Annotated in this window: 19 protein-coding genes; 10 read left to right on the forward strand and 9 right to left on the reverse strand. The window is 72.2% G+C overall.

Annotation, left to right across the window (positions count from 1 at the left end):
- Window positions 1-184: 184 nt before the first annotated feature.
- Complete coding sequence (locus AC07DI_RS02370; RefSeq protein WP_384259874.1) at window positions 185-1,450, reverse strand: L,D-transpeptidase; 1,266 nt, start codon at window positions 1,448-1,450, stop codon at window positions 185-187.
- A 258-nt stretch (window positions 1,451-1,708) separates the two neighbouring features.
- Window positions 1,709-2,068 carry a hypothetical protein gene (locus tag AC07DI_RS02375; RefSeq protein ID WP_478901614.1) on the reverse strand — a complete coding sequence of 120 codons (360 nt, stop codon included), beginning with the start codon at window positions 2,066-2,068 and terminating at the stop codon, window positions 1,709-1,711.
- A 110-nt stretch (window positions 2,069-2,178) separates the two neighbouring features.
- Between AC07DI_RS02375 and AC07DI_RS02380 the strand changes: the two genes are divergently transcribed.
- Window positions 2,179-2,508, forward strand: a complete 330-nt coding sequence (locus AC07DI_RS02380) for an LAETG motif-containing sortase-dependent surface protein (RefSeq protein ID WP_478901615.1) — start codon at window positions 2,179-2,181, stop codon at window positions 2,506-2,508.
- 1,624 nt (window positions 2,509-4,132) lie between these two features.
- On the forward strand, window positions 4,133-4,927 hold the full coding sequence (locus tag AC07DI_RS02385) for a PepSY domain-containing protein (protein ID WP_478901616.1): 795 nt from the start codon (window positions 4,133-4,135) through the stop codon (window positions 4,925-4,927).
- Window positions 4,928-5,008: 81 nt separating this feature from the next.
- Here the strand turns inward: AC07DI_RS02385 and hutH are convergent, their stop codons facing one another.
- The 5 genes from hutH to AC07DI_RS02410 form a co-directional block, all read right to left on the reverse strand.
- Complete coding sequence (gene hutH, locus AC07DI_RS02390; RefSeq protein ID WP_478901617.1) at window positions 5,009-6,562, reverse strand: histidine ammonia-lyase; 1,554 nt, start codon at window positions 6,560-6,562, stop codon at window positions 5,009-5,011.
- A gap of 58 nt (window positions 6,563-6,620) precedes the next feature.
- On the reverse strand, window positions 6,621-7,832 hold the full coding sequence (locus tag AC07DI_RS02395; protein ID WP_478901618.1) for a GGDEF domain-containing protein: 1,212 nt from the start codon (window positions 7,830-7,832) through the stop codon (window positions 6,621-6,623).
- A gap of 68 nt (window positions 7,833-7,900) precedes the next feature.
- Window positions 7,901-8,698 (reverse strand): enoyl-CoA hydratase/isomerase family protein, encoded by a 798-nt coding sequence (locus tag AC07DI_RS02400; RefSeq protein ID WP_478901620.1) that lies wholly within the window; start codon window positions 8,696-8,698, stop codon window positions 7,901-7,903.
- Between the two features lie 72 nt (window positions 8,699-8,770).
- Window positions 8,771-9,982 (reverse strand): adenylate/guanylate cyclase domain-containing protein, encoded by a 1,212-nt coding sequence (locus AC07DI_RS02405; RefSeq protein ID WP_478901621.1) that lies wholly within the window; start codon window positions 9,980-9,982, stop codon window positions 8,771-8,773.
- Between the two features lie 173 nt (window positions 9,983-10,155).
- Window positions 10,156-11,019 (reverse strand): biotin--[acetyl-CoA-carboxylase] ligase, encoded by an 864-nt coding sequence (locus AC07DI_RS02410; RefSeq protein WP_478901623.1) that lies wholly within the window; start codon window positions 11,017-11,019, stop codon window positions 10,156-10,158.
- Between the two features lie 126 nt (window positions 11,020-11,145).
- Between AC07DI_RS02410 and AC07DI_RS02415 the strand changes: the two genes are divergently transcribed.
- The 4 genes from AC07DI_RS02415 (at window position 11,146) to AC07DI_RS02430 (ending at window position 13,878) form a co-directional block, all read left to right on the forward strand.
- On the forward strand, window positions 11,146-12,792 hold the full coding sequence (locus AC07DI_RS02415; protein WP_384262350.1) for an acyl-CoA carboxylase subunit beta: 1,647 nt from the start codon (window positions 11,146-11,148) through the stop codon (window positions 12,790-12,792).
- 17 nt (window positions 12,793-12,809) lie between these two features.
- Window positions 12,810-13,016, forward strand: a complete 207-nt coding sequence (locus AC07DI_RS02420; protein ID WP_478901625.1) for an acyl-CoA carboxylase epsilon subunit — start codon at window positions 12,810-12,812, stop codon at window positions 13,014-13,016.
- Between the two features lie 84 nt (window positions 13,017-13,100).
- Window positions 13,101-13,229 carry a morphogenic membrane protein MmpB gene (gene mmpB / locus AC07DI_RS02425; RefSeq protein WP_384262345.1) on the forward strand — a complete coding sequence of 43 codons (129 nt, stop codon included), beginning with the start codon at window positions 13,101-13,103 and terminating at the stop codon, window positions 13,227-13,229.
- 40 nt (window positions 13,230-13,269) lie between these two features.
- Window positions 13,270-13,878: a nucleoside triphosphate pyrophosphatase gene (locus AC07DI_RS02430; RefSeq protein WP_384262343.1), complete on the forward strand. Its 609-nt coding sequence runs from the start codon at window positions 13,270-13,272 to the stop codon at window positions 13,876-13,878.
- A gap of 22 nt (window positions 13,879-13,900) precedes the next feature.
- On the opposite strand, the gene AC07DI_RS02435 is transcribed toward AC07DI_RS02430, so the two are convergent.
- The gene (locus AC07DI_RS02435; protein WP_384262341.1) at window positions 13,901-14,356 is read right to left on the reverse strand and encodes a hypothetical protein; all 456 of its coding nucleotides are present in this window, start codon (window positions 14,354-14,356) and stop codon (window positions 13,901-13,903) included.
- Window positions 14,357-14,711: 355 nt separating this feature from the next.
- Here AC07DI_RS02435 and AC07DI_RS02440 point away from each other — a divergent pair, with 355 nt between their 5' ends.
- The 4 genes from AC07DI_RS02440 to AC07DI_RS02455 all read left to right on the forward strand — a co-directional run bounded on the left by AC07DI_RS02440 (window position 14,712) and on the right by AC07DI_RS02455 (window position 18,367).
- A complete protein-coding gene (locus AC07DI_RS02440; RefSeq protein WP_478901627.1) occupies window positions 14,712-16,484 on the forward strand; it encodes an acetyl/propionyl/methylcrotonyl-CoA carboxylase subunit alpha in 1,773 nt (590 codons plus the stop codon).
- Window positions 16,485-16,638: 154 nt separating this feature from the next.
- On the forward strand, window positions 16,639-17,514 hold the full coding sequence (locus AC07DI_RS02445; RefSeq protein ID WP_478901629.1) for a hypothetical protein: 876 nt from the start codon (window positions 16,639-16,641) through the stop codon (window positions 17,512-17,514).
- The gene (locus AC07DI_RS02450; RefSeq protein ID WP_478901631.1) at window positions 17,514-17,744 is read left to right on the forward strand and encodes a hypothetical protein; all 231 of its coding nucleotides are present in this window, start codon (window positions 17,514-17,516) and stop codon (window positions 17,742-17,744) included. Before AC07DI_RS02445 ends, AC07DI_RS02450 begins: the two co-directional genes overlap by 1 nt.
- Before the next feature lie 59 nt (window positions 17,745-17,803).
- Window positions 17,804-18,367, forward strand: coding sequence for a TetR/AcrR family transcriptional regulator (locus tag AC07DI_RS02455; protein ID WP_478901728.1), 564 nt, complete (start codon window positions 17,804-17,806; stop codon window positions 18,365-18,367).
- Between the two features lie 55 nt (window positions 18,368-18,422).
- On the opposite strand, the gene AC07DI_RS02460 is transcribed toward AC07DI_RS02455, so the two are convergent.
- The gene (locus AC07DI_RS02460) at window positions 18,423-19,388 is read right to left on the reverse strand and encodes a DeoR/GlpR family DNA-binding transcription regulator (RefSeq protein WP_478901632.1); all 966 of its coding nucleotides are present in this window, start codon (window positions 19,386-19,388) and stop codon (window positions 18,423-18,425) included.
- Window positions 19,389-19,542: the final 154 nt, after the last annotated feature.

Raw genomic sequence — 19,542 nt, forward strand, 5'->3', positions numbered from 1 at the left:
CCCGCCCCTCGGAGGTCGAAGTATGCCGAGGGGGGAACAGCTGCTCAACAGTGGGGCGGAAGTGGGGAGTTGTGCGGCCGAAAACCATCGCGGAACGCCAAAGAGCGGCCCGAACCCCGTCGGGGGTGCGGGCCGCTCTCGTACGACATGCGTCAGCGTCGAACGGCGGGATCCGGCACAGCGGTCAGACGGCGGAGCCGGCCTTCCACTGCGCCCAGTCCATGTTCCAGCCGTTGAGGCCGTTGTCCGGGGCGACGACCTTGTCACCGGTGTTGCGGACGTCGACGACGTCACCGGTGATGGAGTTCTCGTAGAACCAGGAACCCGGGGTGCTCTTGTCGCCCGCGCCCTTGGCGTCCTGGAGGCCGATGCAGCCGTGGCTGGTGTTGGCGCCGCCGAAGATGGAGGGCGAACCCCAGTAGTTGCCGTGGATGAACGTGCCGGAGTTCGACAGGCGCATGGCGTGCGGCACGTCCTTGATGTCGTACTCGCCCTTGCCGTCGCCGTCCTTGAAACCGACGGTCGCGCCGTCCATGCGGGTCTCCTTGAACTTCTCGGAGATCACCATCTTGCCGTTGTACGTCTTGTTCTGCGGCGAGCCCGCGGAGATCGGGATGGTCTTCACGACCTTGCCGTCCCGCGTGACCTTCATCTGCTTCGTCTTGGCGTCGACGATGGAGACCTGGTTGCGCCCGATCTTGAACTGGACGGTCTTCTGCTGCACGCCGTAGACGCCGTCGGCACCCTCGACGCCGTCGAGGTTCATCTTCAGCGTGACGGTGGAGTTGCCCTTCCAGTAGTCCTGGGGCCGGAAGTCCAGGCGGTTGTTGCCGAACCAGTGCCCGACGATCTCCTGCCCGCTGTCGGAGGACACCTTGACGGCGGACTGGACCTCCTTCTTGTTGGTGATCCCCTTGTCGAAGTTGATCGACACGGGCATACCGACGCCAACCGTGGAGCCGTCCTCGGGCGTGAAGTTCCCGATGAAGCTGTTGGCCTTCGAGACGGTCGTGAAGGACGAGTTCTCGTGCGCCTTGCGGCCCTCGGAGTCCTGGGCGGTCGCCGAGATCTTGTACCTGGTGGCGCGCTCCAGCTGGCCGACGGGCTTCCAGCTCTTCTTGTCCGCAGCTATCTGCCCCTTGACGGGCGCGCCGCCGTCAGCCGGCGTCATCGTCACGTCCGTGAGCGTGCCCTTGCTGACGGTGACCTTGGCCGCGCTGTTGATGCTTGCGTTGTCGGAGCCGTTCTTCGGGGCGATCGCGATCTGGGCGACGGAGGTCTTCTTGGCGGCCGCCTCGTCGACCTGGTTCTGCGACTCCTTGCCGCCCGAAGCCTTGTCACCGTCGTCGCTGCTGCACGCCGAGAGCACGAGCACGCCGCCCACGAGGGCGGACACGGCTGCGACGCCCTTGCGTCCACGCCCGGTCCTGCGGCGCCTACTGTCCGTCATCACACGCATCTCCATAGTTGCCGAATCCCCAAGTCAATCCCCGAGGGTCCCCCGCAACCCCGCATAACGTCCTGCCCGGTTCGTCCCGTTCCACTATCGCGAAGAGTGTGGGGAACACCACGTTCGCGGTACTGGACCGATCTGGACCGACTACTCGTCTTTCTGCCGTCGACCACCGTGCACGGTGAGACGACTGAACCCCGGGCGGCGGTTGCTGCCCGGGGTTCCCGATTCCGGATTCTTCAATCCCGACTGGCCCTACGACAGCGTGCCACCCCGGCCACCCGCATCCTCGTCCCCATCATCCCCATCGTCCTCGTCCGTCTCCCAGTCCGGCGAATCGGGGTCGTAGTCGATCATTTCGCTGCTCCACGAGGCCTGGGTGAGTTCGGTGCCAGGCACCTCGCTGACCAGGTCGAAGGGGTCCACGAGGTAGGCGATCGCCTCGGCGACGTCCTCCTGGACGGCGCTCTCCGCGTGCGCGCGCTCCTCGGTGGGCATCTGCTCGTCCTCGGCGATGCGGCCGAGCGCGGCCGAGGTCACCTTCCCGGCGTCAGCCACCTCGACGACCATTTCGACTCGCAGCCGTACAAAGCGTGATGTCTCGTCTCCACTCATACGACGGAGCGTACGGCCCCGTCACCTCGCGACTTTCCCGCGACCCGCACCTTTCATTAGCATCGCCCCACACGGCCAATTCGCCAGCGCCACAAGGGGGATCCGATTCCGTGTCCGCACGCCGATCGTTGCTGACCACAGCCGCCGCCGGAGCCGTTCTCGGTGCCCTGTGCTTCGTCCCCTCCGCGAACGCGACGTCGCCGACGTCGCACGACGCCCCCCGCGACACCCGCCCCGCGACGTCGGCGGCGACCTCGTCCTCCACCTCGACCGCACCCCACCACGAGGCCACCGCGGCCTCCGCGCCCCGCCTCGCGGAGACGGGTGGCTTCGACACGACCCCCTACGTGGTCGGGGGGACGGCGTTCCTCGGGCTGGGGGCGGCCTTCGTGGTCTTCTCGGTACGCAGGGAGCGTGCGGAGGGCGAGGCGGCGTACTGACCCCGTGCGATGCACCGCCCCGCGCGGTCCCACGGGGGGGCCGGAGCCTTTTTTGGTGGGCGGGGGCGTCCGGGGTTTTGCGGAGTGTGGCGGTTCCGGGCCGGCAGTCAAGGGCGCTCCGCTGCGCTGCGCGTCGGCTGCGCCGATGTCCCTTCGGGCCACCCTTGACTCCCGTCCCTCCACCGCACGTTGACTGTGACCCGGACGCCCAGGGGTGGGGCCGCCGGGGGGTGTGGGTTGGGTCATTCCCTTTCGCTGCCGGGTGCGGTCCGGTCCAACGCGAGCCGACGTCACGGTCGGGGCGCGGCTGCCCCTGCGGCGTCGCCGCTCGGGCCATCCCCTCGCGCTGCCGGGTGCGGCCCGGCCCAACGCGAGTCGACGTCACGGTCGGGGCTCGGCTGCCCCTGCCGCCTCGCCGCTCGGGTCATCAGCCATCGCTGCCGGGTGCGGACCGGTCCATCGTGGGCGGACGCTAGGGTCGCGCTCGGTCAGACCATTCATCGCCGGGCGGTCGCCTGCCGCTCCGGGGCACCTACTTTGGAAAAGTTGCGAATGGAGTCGCCGCGCGCCCCCTCTTCACTCCCAATGCGCCGCCCCGGATGGGAGTCTGCCGAGGCGCATGAGGCAGCGCGCAGGGCGTGGCAGGGGGGCGCGCGATGGACCGCTTCGCAACTTAGCGAAAGTTGATGCCCCCCCGGGCGATAGGTCGCGTATCCGAGACGGGCGGGGCGCGCGGGGCGTGACAGGGGGGGCGCGCGCCGGACCGCTTCGCAACTTTCCCAAAGTAGATGCCGGACCGGGCAGCGACCCGGTCGATCGGTTGGTCGAGCCGTGACTGGGTCGATGATTCTCGATGGGCCGGGCCCGCACCCGGCCGCGAAGGCTGATGACCCGAGCGGCGACGCCGCAGGGGCAGCCGAGCCGGGAACGTAGCGTGCGCTCGCGTTGGACCGGGCCGCACCCGGCAGCGCAAAGGGATGGCCCAAGCGGCGACGCCGCCTGGCCGACCCAGCCGGAGCCGTAGCGTGCGCTCGCGTTGGGCCGGGCCGCACCCGGCAGCGCAAAGGGATGGCCCGAGCGGCGATGCCGCTGGGGCAGCCGAGCCCGGACCGTGACGTTGGCTCGCGTTGGACCGGGCCGCACCCGGCAGTAAAGGGGATGACCCGAGCAGCGGCCCCCGGCGGCCCCACCCCTGGGCGTCCGGGTCACAGTCAACGTGCGGTGGAGGGACGGGAGTCAAGGGTGGCCCGAAGGGACATCGGCGCAGCCGACGCGACGAAGGAGCGCCCTTTACTGCCGGCCCGGAACCGCCACACTCCGCAAAAACCCGGACGCCCCCGCCCACCGAAAAAGGCACCGGCCCACCACGACTGACCCCGGCCAGGCAACGTACCCGCAGACCGGCCAGTCGGCCAGTTCGGCAGGGAGGATGTTTCGGGTGACGTTCGCGGGGACGGCTTCGCCCCGGGGCCCGCGCGGAGGGACGAGTACGCGTACTCACCGGGCCCCACACCCCGCTCATCAGGGCGGCAGGAGCCCACGGATTCCCTCTCTCGCCGGTCGATCGGGTGACCCTTGGCCCTCGGCAACATGGGCGGGCGGGACGGTGGCTAGGCATGCGGTTATGAGATTCGAGCCCCGGCACATGAAGCCCGGCATCCCCCGCGTCCGCCGCGTCCGTCTCGTCGGCACCGTCTGCGCCATCGTCGCATCGGCCGCCCTGGTGACGGGCTGCGGGGACGACAACAGCAAGACATCCGCCTCGGCGCCCTCCGGCGCGGCGAAGGAGGCGGCCTCCCCGACCAGCAGCGCCACCGACAAGGCGTCCCTCACGGAGGACCAGAAGGAGCGCAAGGCGCTGCTCGGCGCCGCCAAGGTCACCTACAGCAAGGCCGCCGAGACGGCGCTGGACAAGGTGCCGGGCGGCAAGCTGACCGACCTCGACCTGGACGGCGTGGACGACGACGACCACGACGGCGACCGCGCGAGCGCGAGCGCGAGCCCCAGCGGTAGCGCGAGTGCGAGTGCGAGCAGCAGCCCGAGCAGCAGCACCAGCGCACGCGCCGGCACCCCGCAGTGGGTCGCCGAGGTGGCCGAGAAGGACGGCACCGTGCACAAGGTCCGCATCGACGCGGCCTCCGGCAAGGTGATCAGCTCCATGCCCGACAAGGACCAGGACGCCGACGACAAGCGCGAGACGGCCAACTGGCTCTCCCGCAGCAAGCAGACGGCGCAGCAGGCCGCGAAGGTGGCCACGGACAAGAAGAAGGGCACCGTCACCTCCGTCAGCCTGGACGACAACGACAGCGGGGGCGTCGTCTGGTCCGTCGACGTCGTCACCGATGACTGGAACAAGACCGACTTCGACATCGACGCGGTCAAGGGCAAGATCACCCGCGAGCACGTCGACCGCGACTGACGTGCCGCCAGGAACACCAGGAACACGGAAGAGGGTGCCGCCACCAGGTGACGGCACCCTCTTCGGCGTAAGAGCCGTCCGCTACGCCAGCGTCCCCGTCACCGGCTCCACCGCCGCCACCAGCGCACCGGCCCGTACGAACGCGTCCGCCGCCGCCAGGTCCGGCGCGAGGAAGCGGTCGGGACCGGGGCCCTCGACGCCCGCCTTGCGGACCGCCTCGATGACCGCACGCGACGCCGGCGCCGGGGTGAGGCCCTCGCGCAGCTCGACCGCGCGCGTGGCGGCGTACAGCTCGATGGCCACGATGCGGGTCAGGTTGTCGACGGCCGTGCGGAGTTTGCGGGCGGCCGACCAGCCCATGGAGACGTGGTCCTCCTGCATGGCGGAGGACGGGATGGAGTCGGCCGACGCCGGGACGGCGAGCCGCTTCATCTCGCTGACCAGCGCCGCCTGCGTGTACTGGGCGATCATCAGGCCGGAGTCGACGCCCGCGTCGTCCGCGAGGAACGGCGGCAGACCGTGCGAGCGGTTCTTGTCCAGGAGCCGGTCCGTGCGGCGTTCCGCTATGGAGCCGAGGTCCGCCGCGGCGATCGCGAGGAAGTCCAGGACGTACGCGACGGGGGCGCCGTGGAAGTTGCCGTTGGACTCGACGCGGCCGTCGGGCAGGACGACGGGGTTGTCGACGGCGGCGGCCAGCTCGCGCTCGGCGACCAGGCGCGCGTGCGCCATCGTGTCCCGGCCCGCGCCCGCGACCTGCGGGGCACACCGCACGGAGTACGCGTCCTGCACGCGCGGCGCGTCGTCCTGGTGGTGCCCTGTGAGGCCCGACCCTTCGAGGACCGCGAGCATGTTGGCGGCGGAGGCGGCCTGGCCCGGGTGCGGGCGGATGGCGTGCAGCTCGGGGGCGAGGACCTTCGCCGTGCCGAGCAGCGCCTCCAGCGTCAGCGCGGCCGTGATGTCCGCCGACTTGTAGAGGTTCTCCAGATCCGCGAGGGCAAGGATCAGCATGCCGAGCATGCCGTCGGTGCCGTTGAGGAGGGCCAGGCCCTCCTTCTCGCGGAGCTCGACGGGGGTGATGCCGTGCGCGGCGAGCAGCTCGCCCGCGGGCCGCACCTCGCCGTCGGGGCCCTCGGCGTCGCCCTCGCCCATCAGCGTCAGCGCGCAGTGGCTCAGCGGCGCGAGGTCACCGGAGCAGCCCAGCGAGCCGTACTCGTGGACGACCGGCGTGATGCCCGCGTTCAGGACGTCGGCCATGGTCTGCGCGACCTCGGGGCGTACGCCCGTGTGGCCGGAGCAGACCGTCTTCAGGCGCAGGAACATCAGCGCGCGGACCACCTCGCGCTCCACGCGCGGGCCCATGCCGGCCGCGTGCGAGCGGACGATGTTGCGCTGCAGCTGGGCGCGGAGGTCGGGGCCGATGTGGCGGCTGGCCAGGGCGCCGAAGCCGGTCGAGACGCCGTACACCGGATCGGGCTTGGCGGCGAGCGCGTCGACGATCTCGCGGGCGGCGGCGAGCGCGGACAGCGCCTCGGCCGACAGTTCGATCCGTGCGTTCCCGCGTGCGACGGCGACGACGTCCGCCGCGGTCGTCCCGGAGGTCCCAAGGGCCACGGTGCCCACGCTGTGCATATCCATATTCAGCAGCGTACGGATTGAATCGCCAGGTGTCACGGGTGGGTTTGGTCCGGGCCACTTACCGGGAGCCATGAGCACCCCGGCCGTCCCCGCGCCGGTCCTCCGGCCGCGGCTCCCGGCCCCGGAACTTCCGCCGCTCCCCCGCCTCGGGCGCCCCCGCGGGCGCGTCGGCGAGGCGGATCACCGGGTCGTCCGCCCCCTCGTGCCCGCCCTCGCGCCCCGCCACCACCGGTTTCACCGCGCGCGCGGCCTTCGCGCGGTACTGCGCCGCGTCGGCGAGACGGAAGAGGCGGCGGGCGGAGCGCACCGGGCCGATCGGGTCCCCGGTCGACGCGACACCGCACGCGACCCCATCACCGAGCTCCAACTCGGCGGCGCGTACGCAGAGTTCATCGGCGATCCGCACCACCTCGTCGGCGGTGGGCCCCACGGAGAGGAGGCAGAACTCGTCGCCGCCGAGCCGCGCCGACAGCGTTCCCGGCAGCATCGCGCCGCAGAGCGAGAGGACCGATCCGAAGCGTTCGAGGAGGCGGTCGCCGACCGCGTGGCCCCGGGTGTCGTTGACCCGCTTGAGCCCGTTAACGTCGCAGACGACCAGGCTCACCACGGCGCCCTCGGCGAGGTGCCGCTCCACCGCCTCGTCGAGTCTGAGGTCGACCGCGCGACGGTTGGCGAGCCCCGTCAGCGCGTCCGTGAAGGCCAGTCTGCGGGCCTCCTCCAGACGCTCGGTCTGCGCGATCCCCGCCGCCACCACCGCCGCGAGAACCGTCGCGAGGTCGGCGTCGGCCCGGTCGAAGACGGGGGCGCCCGGCGCGCGTGCCACGTACAGCTCGCCCCACGCCCGCCCGTGCAGCACGATCGGCGCGATCACGCAGCAGCCGCGGCCCCGGCGGCGCAGCGCGGCCACCCGCTGGTGGCAGTAGCCGGCCGCGCGGGGGCCCGCGGGCCCCTCGGCCGTCTCGACCCAGGCGTGCGGCTCGCCGCCGCCCGCCCAGTGCTCGTGCAGGAACTCGGTGATCTCCGGGAACTGGTGGACGGGGTACGCCTCGTTCTCCGGGAACTCCTCCTCGCCCCGGGCGCGTTGACCCGCGTTCACCAGGACGCGCAGCCGTCCCGTGTCCCGCTCCCACACGGAGAGCGCGGCGAAGCTGCCGTTCAGCGCGTGGCAGACGCCGACGGCCGCCGCCCGCCAGGACTCGCGCGGAGTGTGCGCGGCGGCCATTCCCTGCGCCAGCTCCACCACGGCCCGCAGCCGGACGTCGTCACCCATTTCCCCAGATTAGGAGGTTTGCGGGGTTTTGGAACTTCGGGGCGGGGCGCACCCGCCGCGACGCCGCGCTACTCGCCCGGCCACTGCGGCTTCCGCTTCTCGTTGAACGCCGCCACACCCTCCGCCCGGTCCGCCGAGAACGCCACCGTCCGCCACGCCGCGTCCTCGACCTCCAGACCGGCCCGCAGGTCGAGCCCGTGCCCGAGGCGCAGGGCGCGCTTGGCGGCGCGCAGGCCGACGGGCGAGTTGGCGGCGATACGGGCGCCGAGCGCGAGCGCCTCCGTACGGGCCTCGCCCTCCCCCGCGAGGAGGTCGACCAGACCCAACTCCCTTGCCTCCGCGGCCTCCACGCGGCGCGCCGAGAAGATCAGCTCGGCGGCGCGGGCCGCCCCCACACGGCGCGGCAGGAGCTGCGTGCCACCACCGCCCGGGATGACGCCGACGGAGACCTCGGGGAGCCCGACGACCGCGGTCGGGTCGGCGACGATCATGTCGCAGGCGAGCGCGAGCTCGAAGCCGCCCCCGAGTGCGAAGCCGTGCACGGCGGCGACGGTGGGCATGGGCAGGTCGAGGACGCCGGTGTAGGAGGCGCGGGTGGTGGGGCGCTGGCGGCGCAGCTCGGCGTCGCTGAAGGAGTTCCGCTCCTTCAGGTCGGCGCCCACGCAGAACGCCCGCTCGTGGGTGGAGGTCAGCACGACCACGCGGGCGTCGCGGTCCTCGGCGAGGGCGGCGCAGGCGGCGGCGATGGAGCGGGCCATCTCCGTGGAGACGGCGTTCATCGCCTTGGGCCGGTCGAGGACGAGTTCGACGACGCACCCGTGCCGCCGGACCGCCACGTACCCCCCGTACCGCTGCTCGTCACCCATGACGCTCCTCCACCTCCGGTTAACGGTCGTTACCCGGCGATCATGTCAGCCGGGCCCCGGCTCGGGAAGGGCTCAGCCCCGGCGGGCCAGCAGCCACGGTTCGACGACGCCGAGGCCTCGCACGGGCCGCTGCCACATCGGCTGGAGCGCGAAGCGGTACGAGGGCGGCTCCTCGCCCTCCTTCTCCGCCTGGGCGGCCTCCTCCGCCGCCTCCGCCTCGGAGGCGGGCGCCTCGCCCGTCCGCGTCAGCTCCTCCGCGAGCGCGCCGTCGACGAGGACGGCGTCCCGTGGCGCTATCGACGTGAGGCGGCTCGCGAGGTTCACGGTGGTGCCGAAGACGTCGCCCATCCGGGTCGTCACGGTCCCGAAGGCGATGCCGACGCGGAGCTCCGGCATCGTCTCGTCGTTGGCCATGGTCTCGATGAGCCGCAGCGCGATCTCCGCGGCGACGCCCGCGTCGTCGGCGGCGTACAGCACCTCGTCGCCGAGGGTCTTGATGAGCCGCCCGCCGTGCGCGGCCACGAGGTCCGCCGCCGTGGTCTCGAAGGCCTCGACGAGCTCGCCGAGCTCCTCCTCCTCCATGCGCCGGGTCAGCCGGGTGAAGCCGACGAGGTCGGCGAAGCCGACGGCGAGGCGCCGGTCGACCATCTCCTCGTCGTCCGCGGCCTGCACGACCCGGCCGGTGGCGGCGGCGAGCTGGCGCCGCCAGACATAAACGAGGAACTCCTCCAGCTCGGGCAGGAGCAGTTCGACGAGCGGATACGTGACTTCGGTGCGGGTCATGCCGGGCTCGGGCGGCTCGGTGAGGCCCTCGAGGAAGGAGTCGATCTGCCACTCGGCGAGCCGGGCGGTGGTCTGCCCCGTCGACCGTGCCACCTGCACGGCCATGGCCTCGCTGAGCAGCCCCGCCTCGACGAGGCCCGCGAGGCGGCGCAGGGCAAGCACGTCCGCCTCGGTCAGCGCCTTGGCCTGGCCGATGTCGGGAAAGCCCATGGCGCGCCAGAAGCGCGACGCCAGCTCCATCGAGACACCGGCGCTGCGGGCCGCCTGGAAGGGGGTGTAGCGGCGGTCGGCGCCGAGGATGAGCTGTTCGAGGCGGAGGGCCAGGGGGTCCCTCTCCGCGTCGCCCTCGCCGTCCCCGTCCACCTCGGGCACCCCGGAGACACCCGGCACCGCGCCCTCCGCCCCGCCGTCACGGGCGGCCACGGACCCAGCGGTACGGCCGGACCCGCTGTCGTGGGCGGGGTGTGCACCCTCGCCGGAGCCCGTGTCGTCGACGGTCACGCCTGCTGCCCTTCCGATCTGCCGCGGTCAGGTATCGACCGGCGTCAACTTTACGGCAGGTGTGCCGCAGCTCACGTACGACTCCCGCGACCGCCTTCTTGACTCGGCCGGGGGAGCGCTCCCGCTTCCTGCCCTCGGGCGCCCGCCGCCCGCACCCGCGGCACGCCGCACCGTCACCCCGCCGGGCGCAGATGCACGATGTCCCCGGCCCCCACCGGCTCCTGCACCCCCTCCTCCGTGGCGAGGACCAGGCGGCCGTCGCCGTCCACCGCGACCGCCTCGCCCACGATGGACCGGTCACCGGGGAGCTCCGCGCGGACCCGGCGGCCGAGCGTCGCGCAACCCGCGGCGTACGCCTCCTGGAGCCGGGAGGCGCCCGGGTCGCCGTCGGCGCCGCGCCAGTCCCCGTACCACTGCTCCAGGGAGCGCAGGACGGCCCGCAGCAGCGGATCGCGGTCCGTGGTGGCCGCGCCGGCCAGGGCGAGGGAGCCCGCCGTGGGGACCGGCAGCTCGTCCTCGCGGAGCGTGACGTTGATGCCGACGCCGACGACGACGCCCCCGCCGGACGCGGACCCCGCCCGCTCCACGAGGATGCCGCCCGCCTTGCGCTCCTGGCCCCCCACGGTCACCAGGAGGTCGTTGGGCCACTTGAGTGCCGTGTCCACGCCGGCCACCCGCGAGAGCCCCGTGGCGACGGCGACACCAGTGAGCAGCGGCAGCCAGCCCCACCGCTCGACCGGCACTTCGTCGGGCTTGAGGAGGACGGAGAAGAAGAGGCCGGAGCGGGCGGGCGCGGACCACCGGCGGTCCAGGCGGCCGCGGGCCGCGCTCTGCTCCTCGGCGACGAGCACCGCGCCCTCGGGCAATTCGTCCGCGCGCGCCGCGAGGTCGGAGTTGGTGGAGCCGGTGGCGGCCACCACGTCCAGGGAGGACCACAGACCACCGTCCCGCAGCAGGGCCCGCCGCAGGGAGGCGGCGCCGAGCGGCGGCCTTTCGAGGTCGGACCAGCGGTTGTCTTCAGCATCTGACGGCGTCATGCAAGCCACCTTAGGTGTGGTAAACGCCGCACTGCCGAACGGTATCCACGCCGATACGCTACGGGTCAGTAGCCAGCCGCACAGCCGTAGACAAGCCCCTTTGAGCAGGCAGGGAGCCGCATCCCGATGTCCGAGCCGGAAGAGCCCAACGTGCCCGCGTCAGACCGCAGCGCCGATGACGGCGCCGATGCCAGCGCCATCGACATCCATACGACCGCGGGAAAGCTCGCCGACCTGCAACGCCGCATCGAGGAGGCCAAGCACGCCGGTTCGGCCCGCGCGGTCGAGAAGCAGCACGCCAAGGGGAAGCTGACGGCCCGCGAGCGGATTGAACTCCTTCTCGACGACGGCTCCTTCGTGGAGCTGGACGAGTTCGCGCAGCACCGTTCGACCAACTTCGGCCTGGAGAAGAACCGGCCGTACGGCGACGGCGTGGTGACCGGTTACGGCACGGTCGACGGCCGCCCGGTCGCCGTGTTCTCGCAGGACTTCACCGTCTTCGGCGGAGCGCTCGGCGAGGTCTTCGGCCAGAAGATCGTCAAGGTCATGGACTTCGCGCTGAAGACCGGCTGTCCGGTCGTCGGCATCAACGACTCCGGCGGCGCCCGCATCCAGGAGGGCGTCATGGCCCTCGGGATGTACGGCGAGATCTTCCGCCGCAACACGCACGCCTCCGGTGTGATCCCGCAGATCTCCCTGGTCGTCGGGCCGTGCGCGGGCGGCGCGGTCTACTCCCCCGCCATCACCGACTTCACGGTCATGGTCGACCAGACCTCGCACATGTTCATCACAGGGCCCGACGTCATCAAGACCGTCACCGGTGAGGACGTCGGCTTCGAGGAGCTCGGCGGCGCGCGCACCCACAACTCCACCTCCGGGGTGGCGCACCACATGGCGGGCGACGAGAAGGACGCCATCGAATACGTCAAGTCCCTTCTCTCCTACCTGCCTTCGAACAACCTCAGCGAGCCGCCCGCCTTCCCCGAGGAGGCCGACCTCGCGCCCACGGACGAGGATCTGGCGCTGGACACGCTGATCCCGGACAGCGCCAACCAGCCGTACGACATGCACGGCGTCATCGAGCACGTCCTGGACGACGCCGAGTTCTTCGAGACGCAGCCGCTGTTCGCGCCGAACATCATCACCGGCTTCGGCCGGATCGAGGGCCGCCCGGTCGGCATCGTCGCCAACCAGCCGACGCAGTTCGCGGGCTGCCTGAACATCGACGCCTCCGAGAAGGGTGCCCGCTTCGTCCGGACCTGCGACGCGTTCAACGTCCCGGTCATCACCTTCGTCGACGTGCCGGGCTTCCTGCCGGGCGTCGAGCAGGAGCACACGGGCATCATCCGGCGCGGCGCGAAGCTGATCTACGCGTACGCGGAGGCCACCGTCCCGCTGATCACCGTCATCACGCGCAAGGCGTTCGGCGGCGCGTACGACGTGATGGGCTCCAAGCACCTGGGCGCCGACCTGAACCTCGCCTGGCCGACCGCGCAGATCGCGGTGATGGGCGCGCAGGGCGCGGTGAACGTGCTGCACCGCCGCACGATCGCCGCGGCGGGTGACGAGGCGGCCCAGGAGGCGGCCCGCGCACAGCTGATCCAGGAGTACGAGGACGCCCTGCTCAACCCGTACACGGCGGCCGAGCGCGGCTATGTGGACGCGGTGATCATGCCGTCGGAGACCCGGTCGCATCTCGTACGCGGCCTGCGTCAGCTGCGCACCAAGCGGGAATCCCTCCCTCCGAAGAAGCACGGCAACATCCCCCTCTAGTCCCTCAGGGAGGGCTCATGATCAAGGTCGTACGGGGCAACCCGACCCCGGAGGAGCTGGCCGCCGCCCTGGCGGTGGTCCAGGCGCGCGCCGCGGCGCTGGCGGGGGCGCAGTCCGGCGCGCCCGCGCTCCCCGACTCCTGGGCCGACCCCGCGCGGGTGGCCCGCCACCGGCTGCCCGCACCCTCGCCCACCGCCTGGGGCCGCACCTACTGGCCCGGTTAGGGCCTGGAGCGGCGCGGGTCGGGCCGGGGAACTTGAGTACGCGTACTCAGGCGCCCCGGCCCGTCCGGTCGCAGTATCGACTGCATGCTGTGGTCGGATCCGGAGAACGATCCTCCGAAGGACATGCGGGACCTGCAGGCGAAGATGCGCCGCGCGGGCCTCGTCCTCGCCCTGGCGATGGTCGTCGCGATGTTCGTGCTCGGCATCCATTGAGTGCCCCGCACCGGCCGGCACAGCGCCTACGCTGACCCGCATGACTGATCAGCCCCGCCGCCTCGTCCTCGCCTCCCAGTCCCCCGCCCGGCTCGGCCTGCTCCGGCAGGCGGGCCTCGCCCCCGAGGTGATCGTCAGCGGCGTCGACGAGGACAAGGTGTCCGCGCCCACCCCCGCGGAGCTGGCCCTCGCGCTGGCCGAGGCCAAGGCCTCCGTGGTCGCCGCGCGGCCGGAAGCCAAGGGCGCGCTGGTCGTCGGCTGCGACTCCGTCCTGGAGCTGGACGGCCAGGCTCTCGGCAAGCCGGCCGACGCCGAGGAGGCCACCGCCCGCTGGAAGGCCATGCGTGGCCGCGCGGGCGTGCTGCAGACCGGCCACTGCGTCTACGACACCGCCTCGGGGCGCTACACGTCGGCGACGGCGTCGACCGTGGTCCGCTTCGGGGAGCCCTCCGACGCCGAGATCGCCGCGTACGTCGCGAGCGGCGAACCGCTGCACGTGGCGGGGGCGTTCACCCTGGACGGCCGCTCGGCGCCGTTCATCGAGGGCATCGAGGGCGACCACGGCAACGTCATCGGCCTCTCGTTGCCGCTGCTGCGCCGCCTCCTGGCGGAACTGGGCGTGGGCATCACGCAGTTGTGGCAGCCGTAAGAGCTGCCCTCGGACCAATGGCTCAGGCGGGCTGCGGGGCGCCGTTCTCGGGCGCTCCGCCGCCCTCCGCCGCCCCGTCCTGCCGCGCCTTCCTCTCGTATGCCACGAGCGGCAGCACGATCAGGCCGAGGACGACCATCATGAAGACGAAGGCGGTCCAGCCCAGCAGGCCGACGCAGAAGGCGCCGAGCAGGCCGTGCACGACGGCGCAGCTGATCAGGACCAGCCGGCCGAAGGTGCCGGGGGCGCGGTCGCGGGCCGCGGTGCGGGCCAGGACGACGGCGCACAGCGCGAGGTAGCCGCCGAAGAGGAGTCCGGCGATCCAGGTCGACACGGTCATCGTGTGCGGGTCGAGGCCCGCCAGGGACATGTCCTGCTTGTCGACGACGTGGCCGAGGAACCAGTTGAGGAGCGCGATGCCGAGCGCCTCCGCGAGGAGAACGATCGCGCCCACCCAGGCCACCGGTCTGCGCGCCACGGCGCCCCACCCACTTCCGCTCCGCTGTTACCCCTGGTACGTCGCTTCACCATGAACGCTACTAACGGGTAAACCCCGGGACAAGAGCTGTGCCGCAGGCAAAGAATCATTGGGCCATTCGTAGGGACTCCACAAAGAATGCCGCGCGTCCGCAGCGCAGGCGGACAGAGACCTTGACCACACCGGAGGGCTACGCTGCCGTGGAGGGACCCTGTCTACGGCGGTACGACAAGGGATTTCGCGGAACCAGCCGGCCTCGAGTCACACTCCGTGTGGGCAAGCTCACCATTGGGGACGGGTCGTAAGCCCGTGTCGGCAGTCCCTAAACTCGGCTTGTTTCAAGGAGGGAGCCATCGTGCGCAAGGTGCTCATCGCCAACCGTGGCGAAATCGCTGTCCGCGTTGCTCGGGCATGCCGGGACGCAGGGATCGCGAGCGTAGCCGTCTACGCAGACCCCGACCGGGACGCTCTGCACGTCCGGGCGGCCGATGAGGCGTTCGCGCTGGGCGGTGACACTCCGGCCACCAGCTACCTGGACATCTCCAAGGTGCTGGCGGCGGCCAAGGACGCGGGGGCGGACGCCGTCCACCCCGGTTACGGCTTCCTTTCGGAGAACGCCGACTTCGCGCAGGCCGTCATCGACGCGGGCCTGAACTGGATCGGCCCGCCGCCGCAGGCCATCCGTGACCTCGGCGACAAGGTCGCCGCGCGGCACATCGCGCAGCGCGCGGGCGCCCCGCTGGTCGCGGGCACGCCCGACCCGGTGTCCGGCGCCGACGAGGTCGTCGCCTTCGCCGAGGCGAACGGCCTGCCGATCGCGATCAAGGCGGCGTTCGGCGGTGGCGGCCGCGGTCTGAAGGTGGCCCGCACCCTCGAAGAGGTCCCCGAGCTGTACGACTCCGCGGTGCGCGAGGCCGTGGCGGCCTTCGGCCGCGGCGAGTGCTTCGTCGAGCGCTACCTCGACAAGCCGCGGCACGTGGAGACCCAGTGCCTGGCGGACAAGCACGGCAACGTGGTCGTCGTCTCGACCCGTGACTGCTCGCTGCAGCGCCGCCACCAGAAGCTGGTCGAGGAGGCGCCCGCGCCGTTCCTGACGGCCGAGCAGAACGCCGAGCTGTACGCCGCGTCGAAGGCCATCCTCAAGGAGGCCGGCTACGTGGGCGCGGGCACCGTCGAGTTCCTCGTCGGCGTCGACGGCACGATCTCCTTCCTGGAGGTCAACACCCGTCTGCAGGTGGAGCACCCGGTCACCGAAGAGGTCGCGGGCATCGACCTGGTCCGTGAGATGTTCCGCATCGCCGACGGCGAGGAACTCGGCTACGGCGACCCCGAACTGCGCGGCCATTCCTTCGAGTTCCGCATCAACGGCGAGGACCCGGGCCGCGGTTTCCTGCCCGCGCCCGGCACCGTCACCACCTTCGCGCCGCCGTCGGGCCCCGGCGTCCGCCTGGACGCGGGTGTGGAGTCCGGCTCGGTCATCGGCCCGGCCTGGGACTCGCTCCTCGCCAAGCTGGTCGTCACCGGCGCGACGCGCGAGCAGGCACTGCAGCGTGCCGCCCGGGCGCTCGACGAGTTCACCGTGGAGGGCATGGCCACCGCCATCCCCTTCCACCGTGCCGTCGTCAGGGACCCGGCGTTCGCGCCGGAACTGACCGGCTCCACCGACCCGTTCACGGTCCACACCCGCTGGATCGAGACCGAGTTCGTCAACGAGATCCCGCCGTTCACGGCCACCGCGGACGCCGAGACGGACGAGGAGCCGGGCCGCGAGACGGTCGTCGTCGAGGTCGGCGGCAAGCGTCTCGAGGTCTCGCTGCCGTCCTCCCTCGGCATGACGATCGCGCGCACGGCGGCGGCGGGCGGCGCACGCCCCAAGCGCCGCGCGGCCAAGAAGTCCGGCCCCGCCGCCTCCGGCGACACCCTCGCCTCGCCCATGCAGGGCACGATCGTCAAGGTCGCGGTAGAGGAGGGCCAGGAGGTCAACGAGGGCGACCTGGTCGTCGTCCTTGAGGCCATGAAGATGGAGCAGCCCCTGAACGCGCACCGCTCGGGCACCATCAAGGGCCTCACCGCGGAGGTGGGCGCGAGCCTGACCTCCGGTGCGGTGATCTGCGAGATCAAGGACTGACCCGCGACGGCGCGAGGGTTTCCGGGGCGCTGCCCCGGGCCCCGCTCCGCAATCGCCGGAGGGGCTGATTTCCCGGCTCCTCCGGCGTCGCAACCACCCCGCTCCCGCCCCGCGTCCTCCCCCTCGTAGAACCGAAGACCACGGGGGGACTTCAGTGACACGCACGGGGGACATATCCGGGCTGCTCGCCGCGGCGGGCGCCGGCACGGCCGGCGGCTGGCTCGCGGTGACCGCGGACGCCGGGGAGCGCTACGAGGCGGGGCTCGTCCTGGGGCTGACGCTCAGCCTCTCGGTGGCGCTGTTACGCCGCTTCACGCACCTGCCGATGGGGCGGCGCCGCCCCTACACCTTCACCCTGCCGCTGCCCGCGCCCGACTGGCGCGCCCCGCTGCCGGAACCGCACGGCGACGCCGAGGCCCTGCGGCCGCACGCCGAGCGCCGCGCGGAGCTGCTCAGCGACGCGGCAGCGCTCGGCGACACCCTGCGCCACACCTGCTCGCTCTCGCCCCGACTGCGCACCGAACTCTCCTCGTTCGCCGTCACGGCGGCCATCCAGGCGAGCAACTCGGTGATCCGGCCGGTCAGCGACGGGCCGCAGAGCCCCGACCCCGCGTACGACGCCGCGCGCGCCCTGGGGGAACTCGTGGCGGCGGCCGAGTTCAGCCGGATCGGGCTGCGCGCCCTGGCGGCCCTGGTGACGGAACGGCCGCTGCGGCCCGACCCGCCCTGCTACTTCAACCCGCTGCACGCGCGCGGGCACGCGCGCGTGGGGCCCCCGGGGGCCCCTGACGGCGGCGAGGAGGTCGCCGCCTGCCACGGCTGCGCCCGGCGGCCCGCGCCGCTCCTGGTGCCGTCGGCGGCGGGTCCGGTGCCGTACTACGAGAGCGACGCCGTCGACATCCGCTGGCGGCTCCTCGGCTACGGCGCGGTGGTCCCGGACAACGGCGCCACGATGATCGCCACGGCCCGCGACGGTTTCCGCATGCCCGCCGGGGCCGGCGGCAAGAAGCAGCACACGAAGGCGAGTTGATGATCATGGGTAACCTGGCGGCGGGCGTGCTGACCGGAGTGCTCGTCGGCACCTGCGTCACGTATCCGCTGGTGCTCTGGCTGACCCGGAACCTGTGCGGCGGCGCCCTGCCGCCGCACCGGCGCGAGCGCAGGGCCAGGGCGGAGCTGGACGCCTTCTTCACCCGGGAGGGTGCCGCGGGCAGTGGCATCCTTGAGGTACGCGTACGTTCACGAAGGGTGCGGGGATGACGACCGGCACGGGCCAGCAGCCGAGAGCGCCGCGACAGGCGGCACAGTCGGCGCGGGCCATGCGGGCCGACGCCCGCCGCAACTACGACCGGCTGCTCGCCGAGGCGCGCTCCGCCTTCGCCGAGCACGGCACGGGCACCTCCCTGGAGGACGTGGCGCGCCGCGCGGGCGTCGGCATCGGCACGCTCTACCGGCACTTCCCGAACCGGTGCGCGCTGATGAGCGCGGTCTGGGAGGACGCGGTGAGCGATCTCCTCGCGCGCTCGCACGCGCTGCTCGACGACCCGCAGCCGTGTGCCGCGCTGGTGACGTGGCTGCGCGCCATCATCACTCATGCGGGTGAGTACCGCGGCCTGTCCAGCGCGCTCATGTCGGCGTCGCACGACGACACTTCGGCGCTCGCGCGGTGCAGCAAGCCGATGCGCCGGGCGGGCGCGGCGCTGCTCGCCCGCGCCCAGGAGGCAGGGGCCGTGCGCCCCGACGTCTCCATCTCCGACCTGCTCCAGCTGACCAACGCGATCTCGCTGGCGGCCGAGGAGACCCCGGACGATCCGGAGTTGGCCGACCGCCTGCTCACGCTGACCCTGCGGGGCCTGAAGGCCGACGGGCAGCCGACGGCGTAACACCGGCACCGCCCACGGCCGCGGATCCCGTCCTTCGGGGCCGCGGCCGCCCGGGTCAGCGACGGCGCAGGTCGGCGACGCGCGCCGCCCGTTCCCCGGGCGGCTGCTCCCCGAGGACCGCGCTGCGCAGCTGCTGGCCCGGGGCCGCCCCGTGGTTGCGACGCTGGCCCGGCAGGGGCACGTCCCGGCGCGGCTGGCGCCCCGCCTGGACGGAATCGGCACCGGTGTTAGGGCCGACGGCACCGCCCGCCACCGCGATCTGCACGCCCTGGTCGGCCAGGGCCTGCAGCTCCGTGGCCGCGCGGTCGTCGTGCCCCGGCGGCTCGTCCGTGACCAGGCGGGTGATGACGTCCGTCGGCACCGTCTGGAACATCGTGTCGGTGCCGAGCTTGGTGTGGTCCGCGAGGACCACGACCTCGGCCGCCGCCTGGACCAGCGCGCGGTCCACGCTCGCGGAGAGCATGTTGGACGTGGAGAGGCCGCGTTCCGCGGTCAGACCACTGCCCGAGAGGAAGGCCCGGGTCACCCGCAGGCCCTGGAGGGACTGCTCGGCGCCGCTGCCCACGAGCGCGTAGTTGGAGCCGCGCAGGGTGCCGCCGGTCATGACGACTTCGACGCGGTTGGCGTGGGCCAGCGCCTGCGCCACCAGAAGGGAGTTGGTGACGACGGTCAGACCGGGCACCCGCGCGAGCCGTCGGGCCAGCTCCTGCGTGGTCGTACCCGCCCCGACGACGATGGCTTCGCCCTCTTCGACAAGGCCCGCCGCGAGATCGGCGATGGCTGTCTTCTCGGCGGTCGCGAGATGTGATTTCTGCGGAAAGCCGGACTCCCGCGTGAATCCGCCCGGCAATACCGCACCGCCATGTCGGCGGTCGAGGAGTCCTTCTGCCTCCAGCGCGCGCACGTCCCGCCGTACGGTCACTTCGGAGGTCTGGACGACGCGGGCGAGCTCACGGAGCGATACCGCCCCGTTGGCCCGCACCATTTCGAGGATCAATTGGCGACGTTCTGCAGCGAACACGAAACTGACAGTAACCCCAACGACCGTCTGCTTTCAGCAGTTTGCGCCGAATTACAGAAGTTGTTCGCACGGCAGGGCGGGAAGTGGTATGGGTGCTTTGCACTTCGCGTATGCCGCGCGAATGGGCCGCAACACTCCGTGACCTGCGCGGAGT

Source organism: Streptomyces sp. NPDC044106 (genome assembly GCF_056433985.1).

What these genes read in the sequence shown, in the direction of transcription:
- AC07DI_RS02370 (WP_384259874.1), bottom strand. Translation starts at nt 1,450, where the DNA reads ATGACGGACAGTAGGCGCCGCAGGACCGGGCGTGGACGCAAGGGCGTC.
- AC07DI_RS02375 (WP_478901614.1), bottom strand. Translation starts at nt 2,068, where the DNA reads ATGAGTGGAGACGAGACATCACGCTTTGTACGGCTGCGAGTCGAAATG.
- AC07DI_RS02385 (WP_478901616.1), top strand. Translation starts at nt 4,133, where the DNA reads ATGAGATTCGAGCCCCGGCACATGAAGCCCGGCATCCCCCGCGTCCGC.
- hutH (WP_478901617.1), bottom strand. Translation starts at nt 6,562, where the DNA reads ATGGATATGCACAGCGTGGGCACCGTGGCCCTTGGGACCTCCGGGACG.
- AC07DI_RS02395 (WP_478901618.1), bottom strand. Translation starts at nt 7,832, where the DNA reads ATGGGTGACGACGTCCGGCTGCGGGCCGTGGTGGAGCTGGCGCAGGGA.
- AC07DI_RS02400 (WP_478901620.1), bottom strand. Translation starts at nt 8,698, where the DNA reads ATGGGTGACGAGCAGCGGTACGGGGGGTACGTGGCGGTCCGGCGGCAC.
- AC07DI_RS02410 (WP_478901623.1), bottom strand. Translation starts at nt 11,019, where the DNA reads ATGACGCCGTCAGATGCTGAAGACAACCGCTGGTCCGACCTCGAAAGG.
- AC07DI_RS02415 (WP_384262350.1), top strand. Translation starts at nt 11,146, where the DNA reads ATGTCCGAGCCGGAAGAGCCCAACGTGCCCGCGTCAGACCGCAGCGCC.
- AC07DI_RS02420 (WP_478901625.1), top strand. Translation starts at nt 12,810, where the DNA reads ATGATCAAGGTCGTACGGGGCAACCCGACCCCGGAGGAGCTGGCCGCC.
- mmpB (WP_384262345.1), top strand. Translation starts at nt 13,101, where the DNA reads ATGCTGTGGTCGGATCCGGAGAACGATCCTCCGAAGGACATGCGGGAC.
- AC07DI_RS02430 (WP_384262343.1), top strand. Translation starts at nt 13,270, where the DNA reads ATGACTGATCAGCCCCGCCGCCTCGTCCTCGCCTCCCAGTCCCCCGCC.
- AC07DI_RS02450 (WP_478901631.1), top strand. Translation starts at nt 17,514, where the DNA reads ATGATCATGGGTAACCTGGCGGCGGGCGTGCTGACCGGAGTGCTCGTC.
- AC07DI_RS02455 (WP_478901728.1), top strand. Translation starts at nt 17,804, where the DNA reads ATGCGGGCCGACGCCCGCCGCAACTACGACCGGCTGCTCGCCGAGGCG.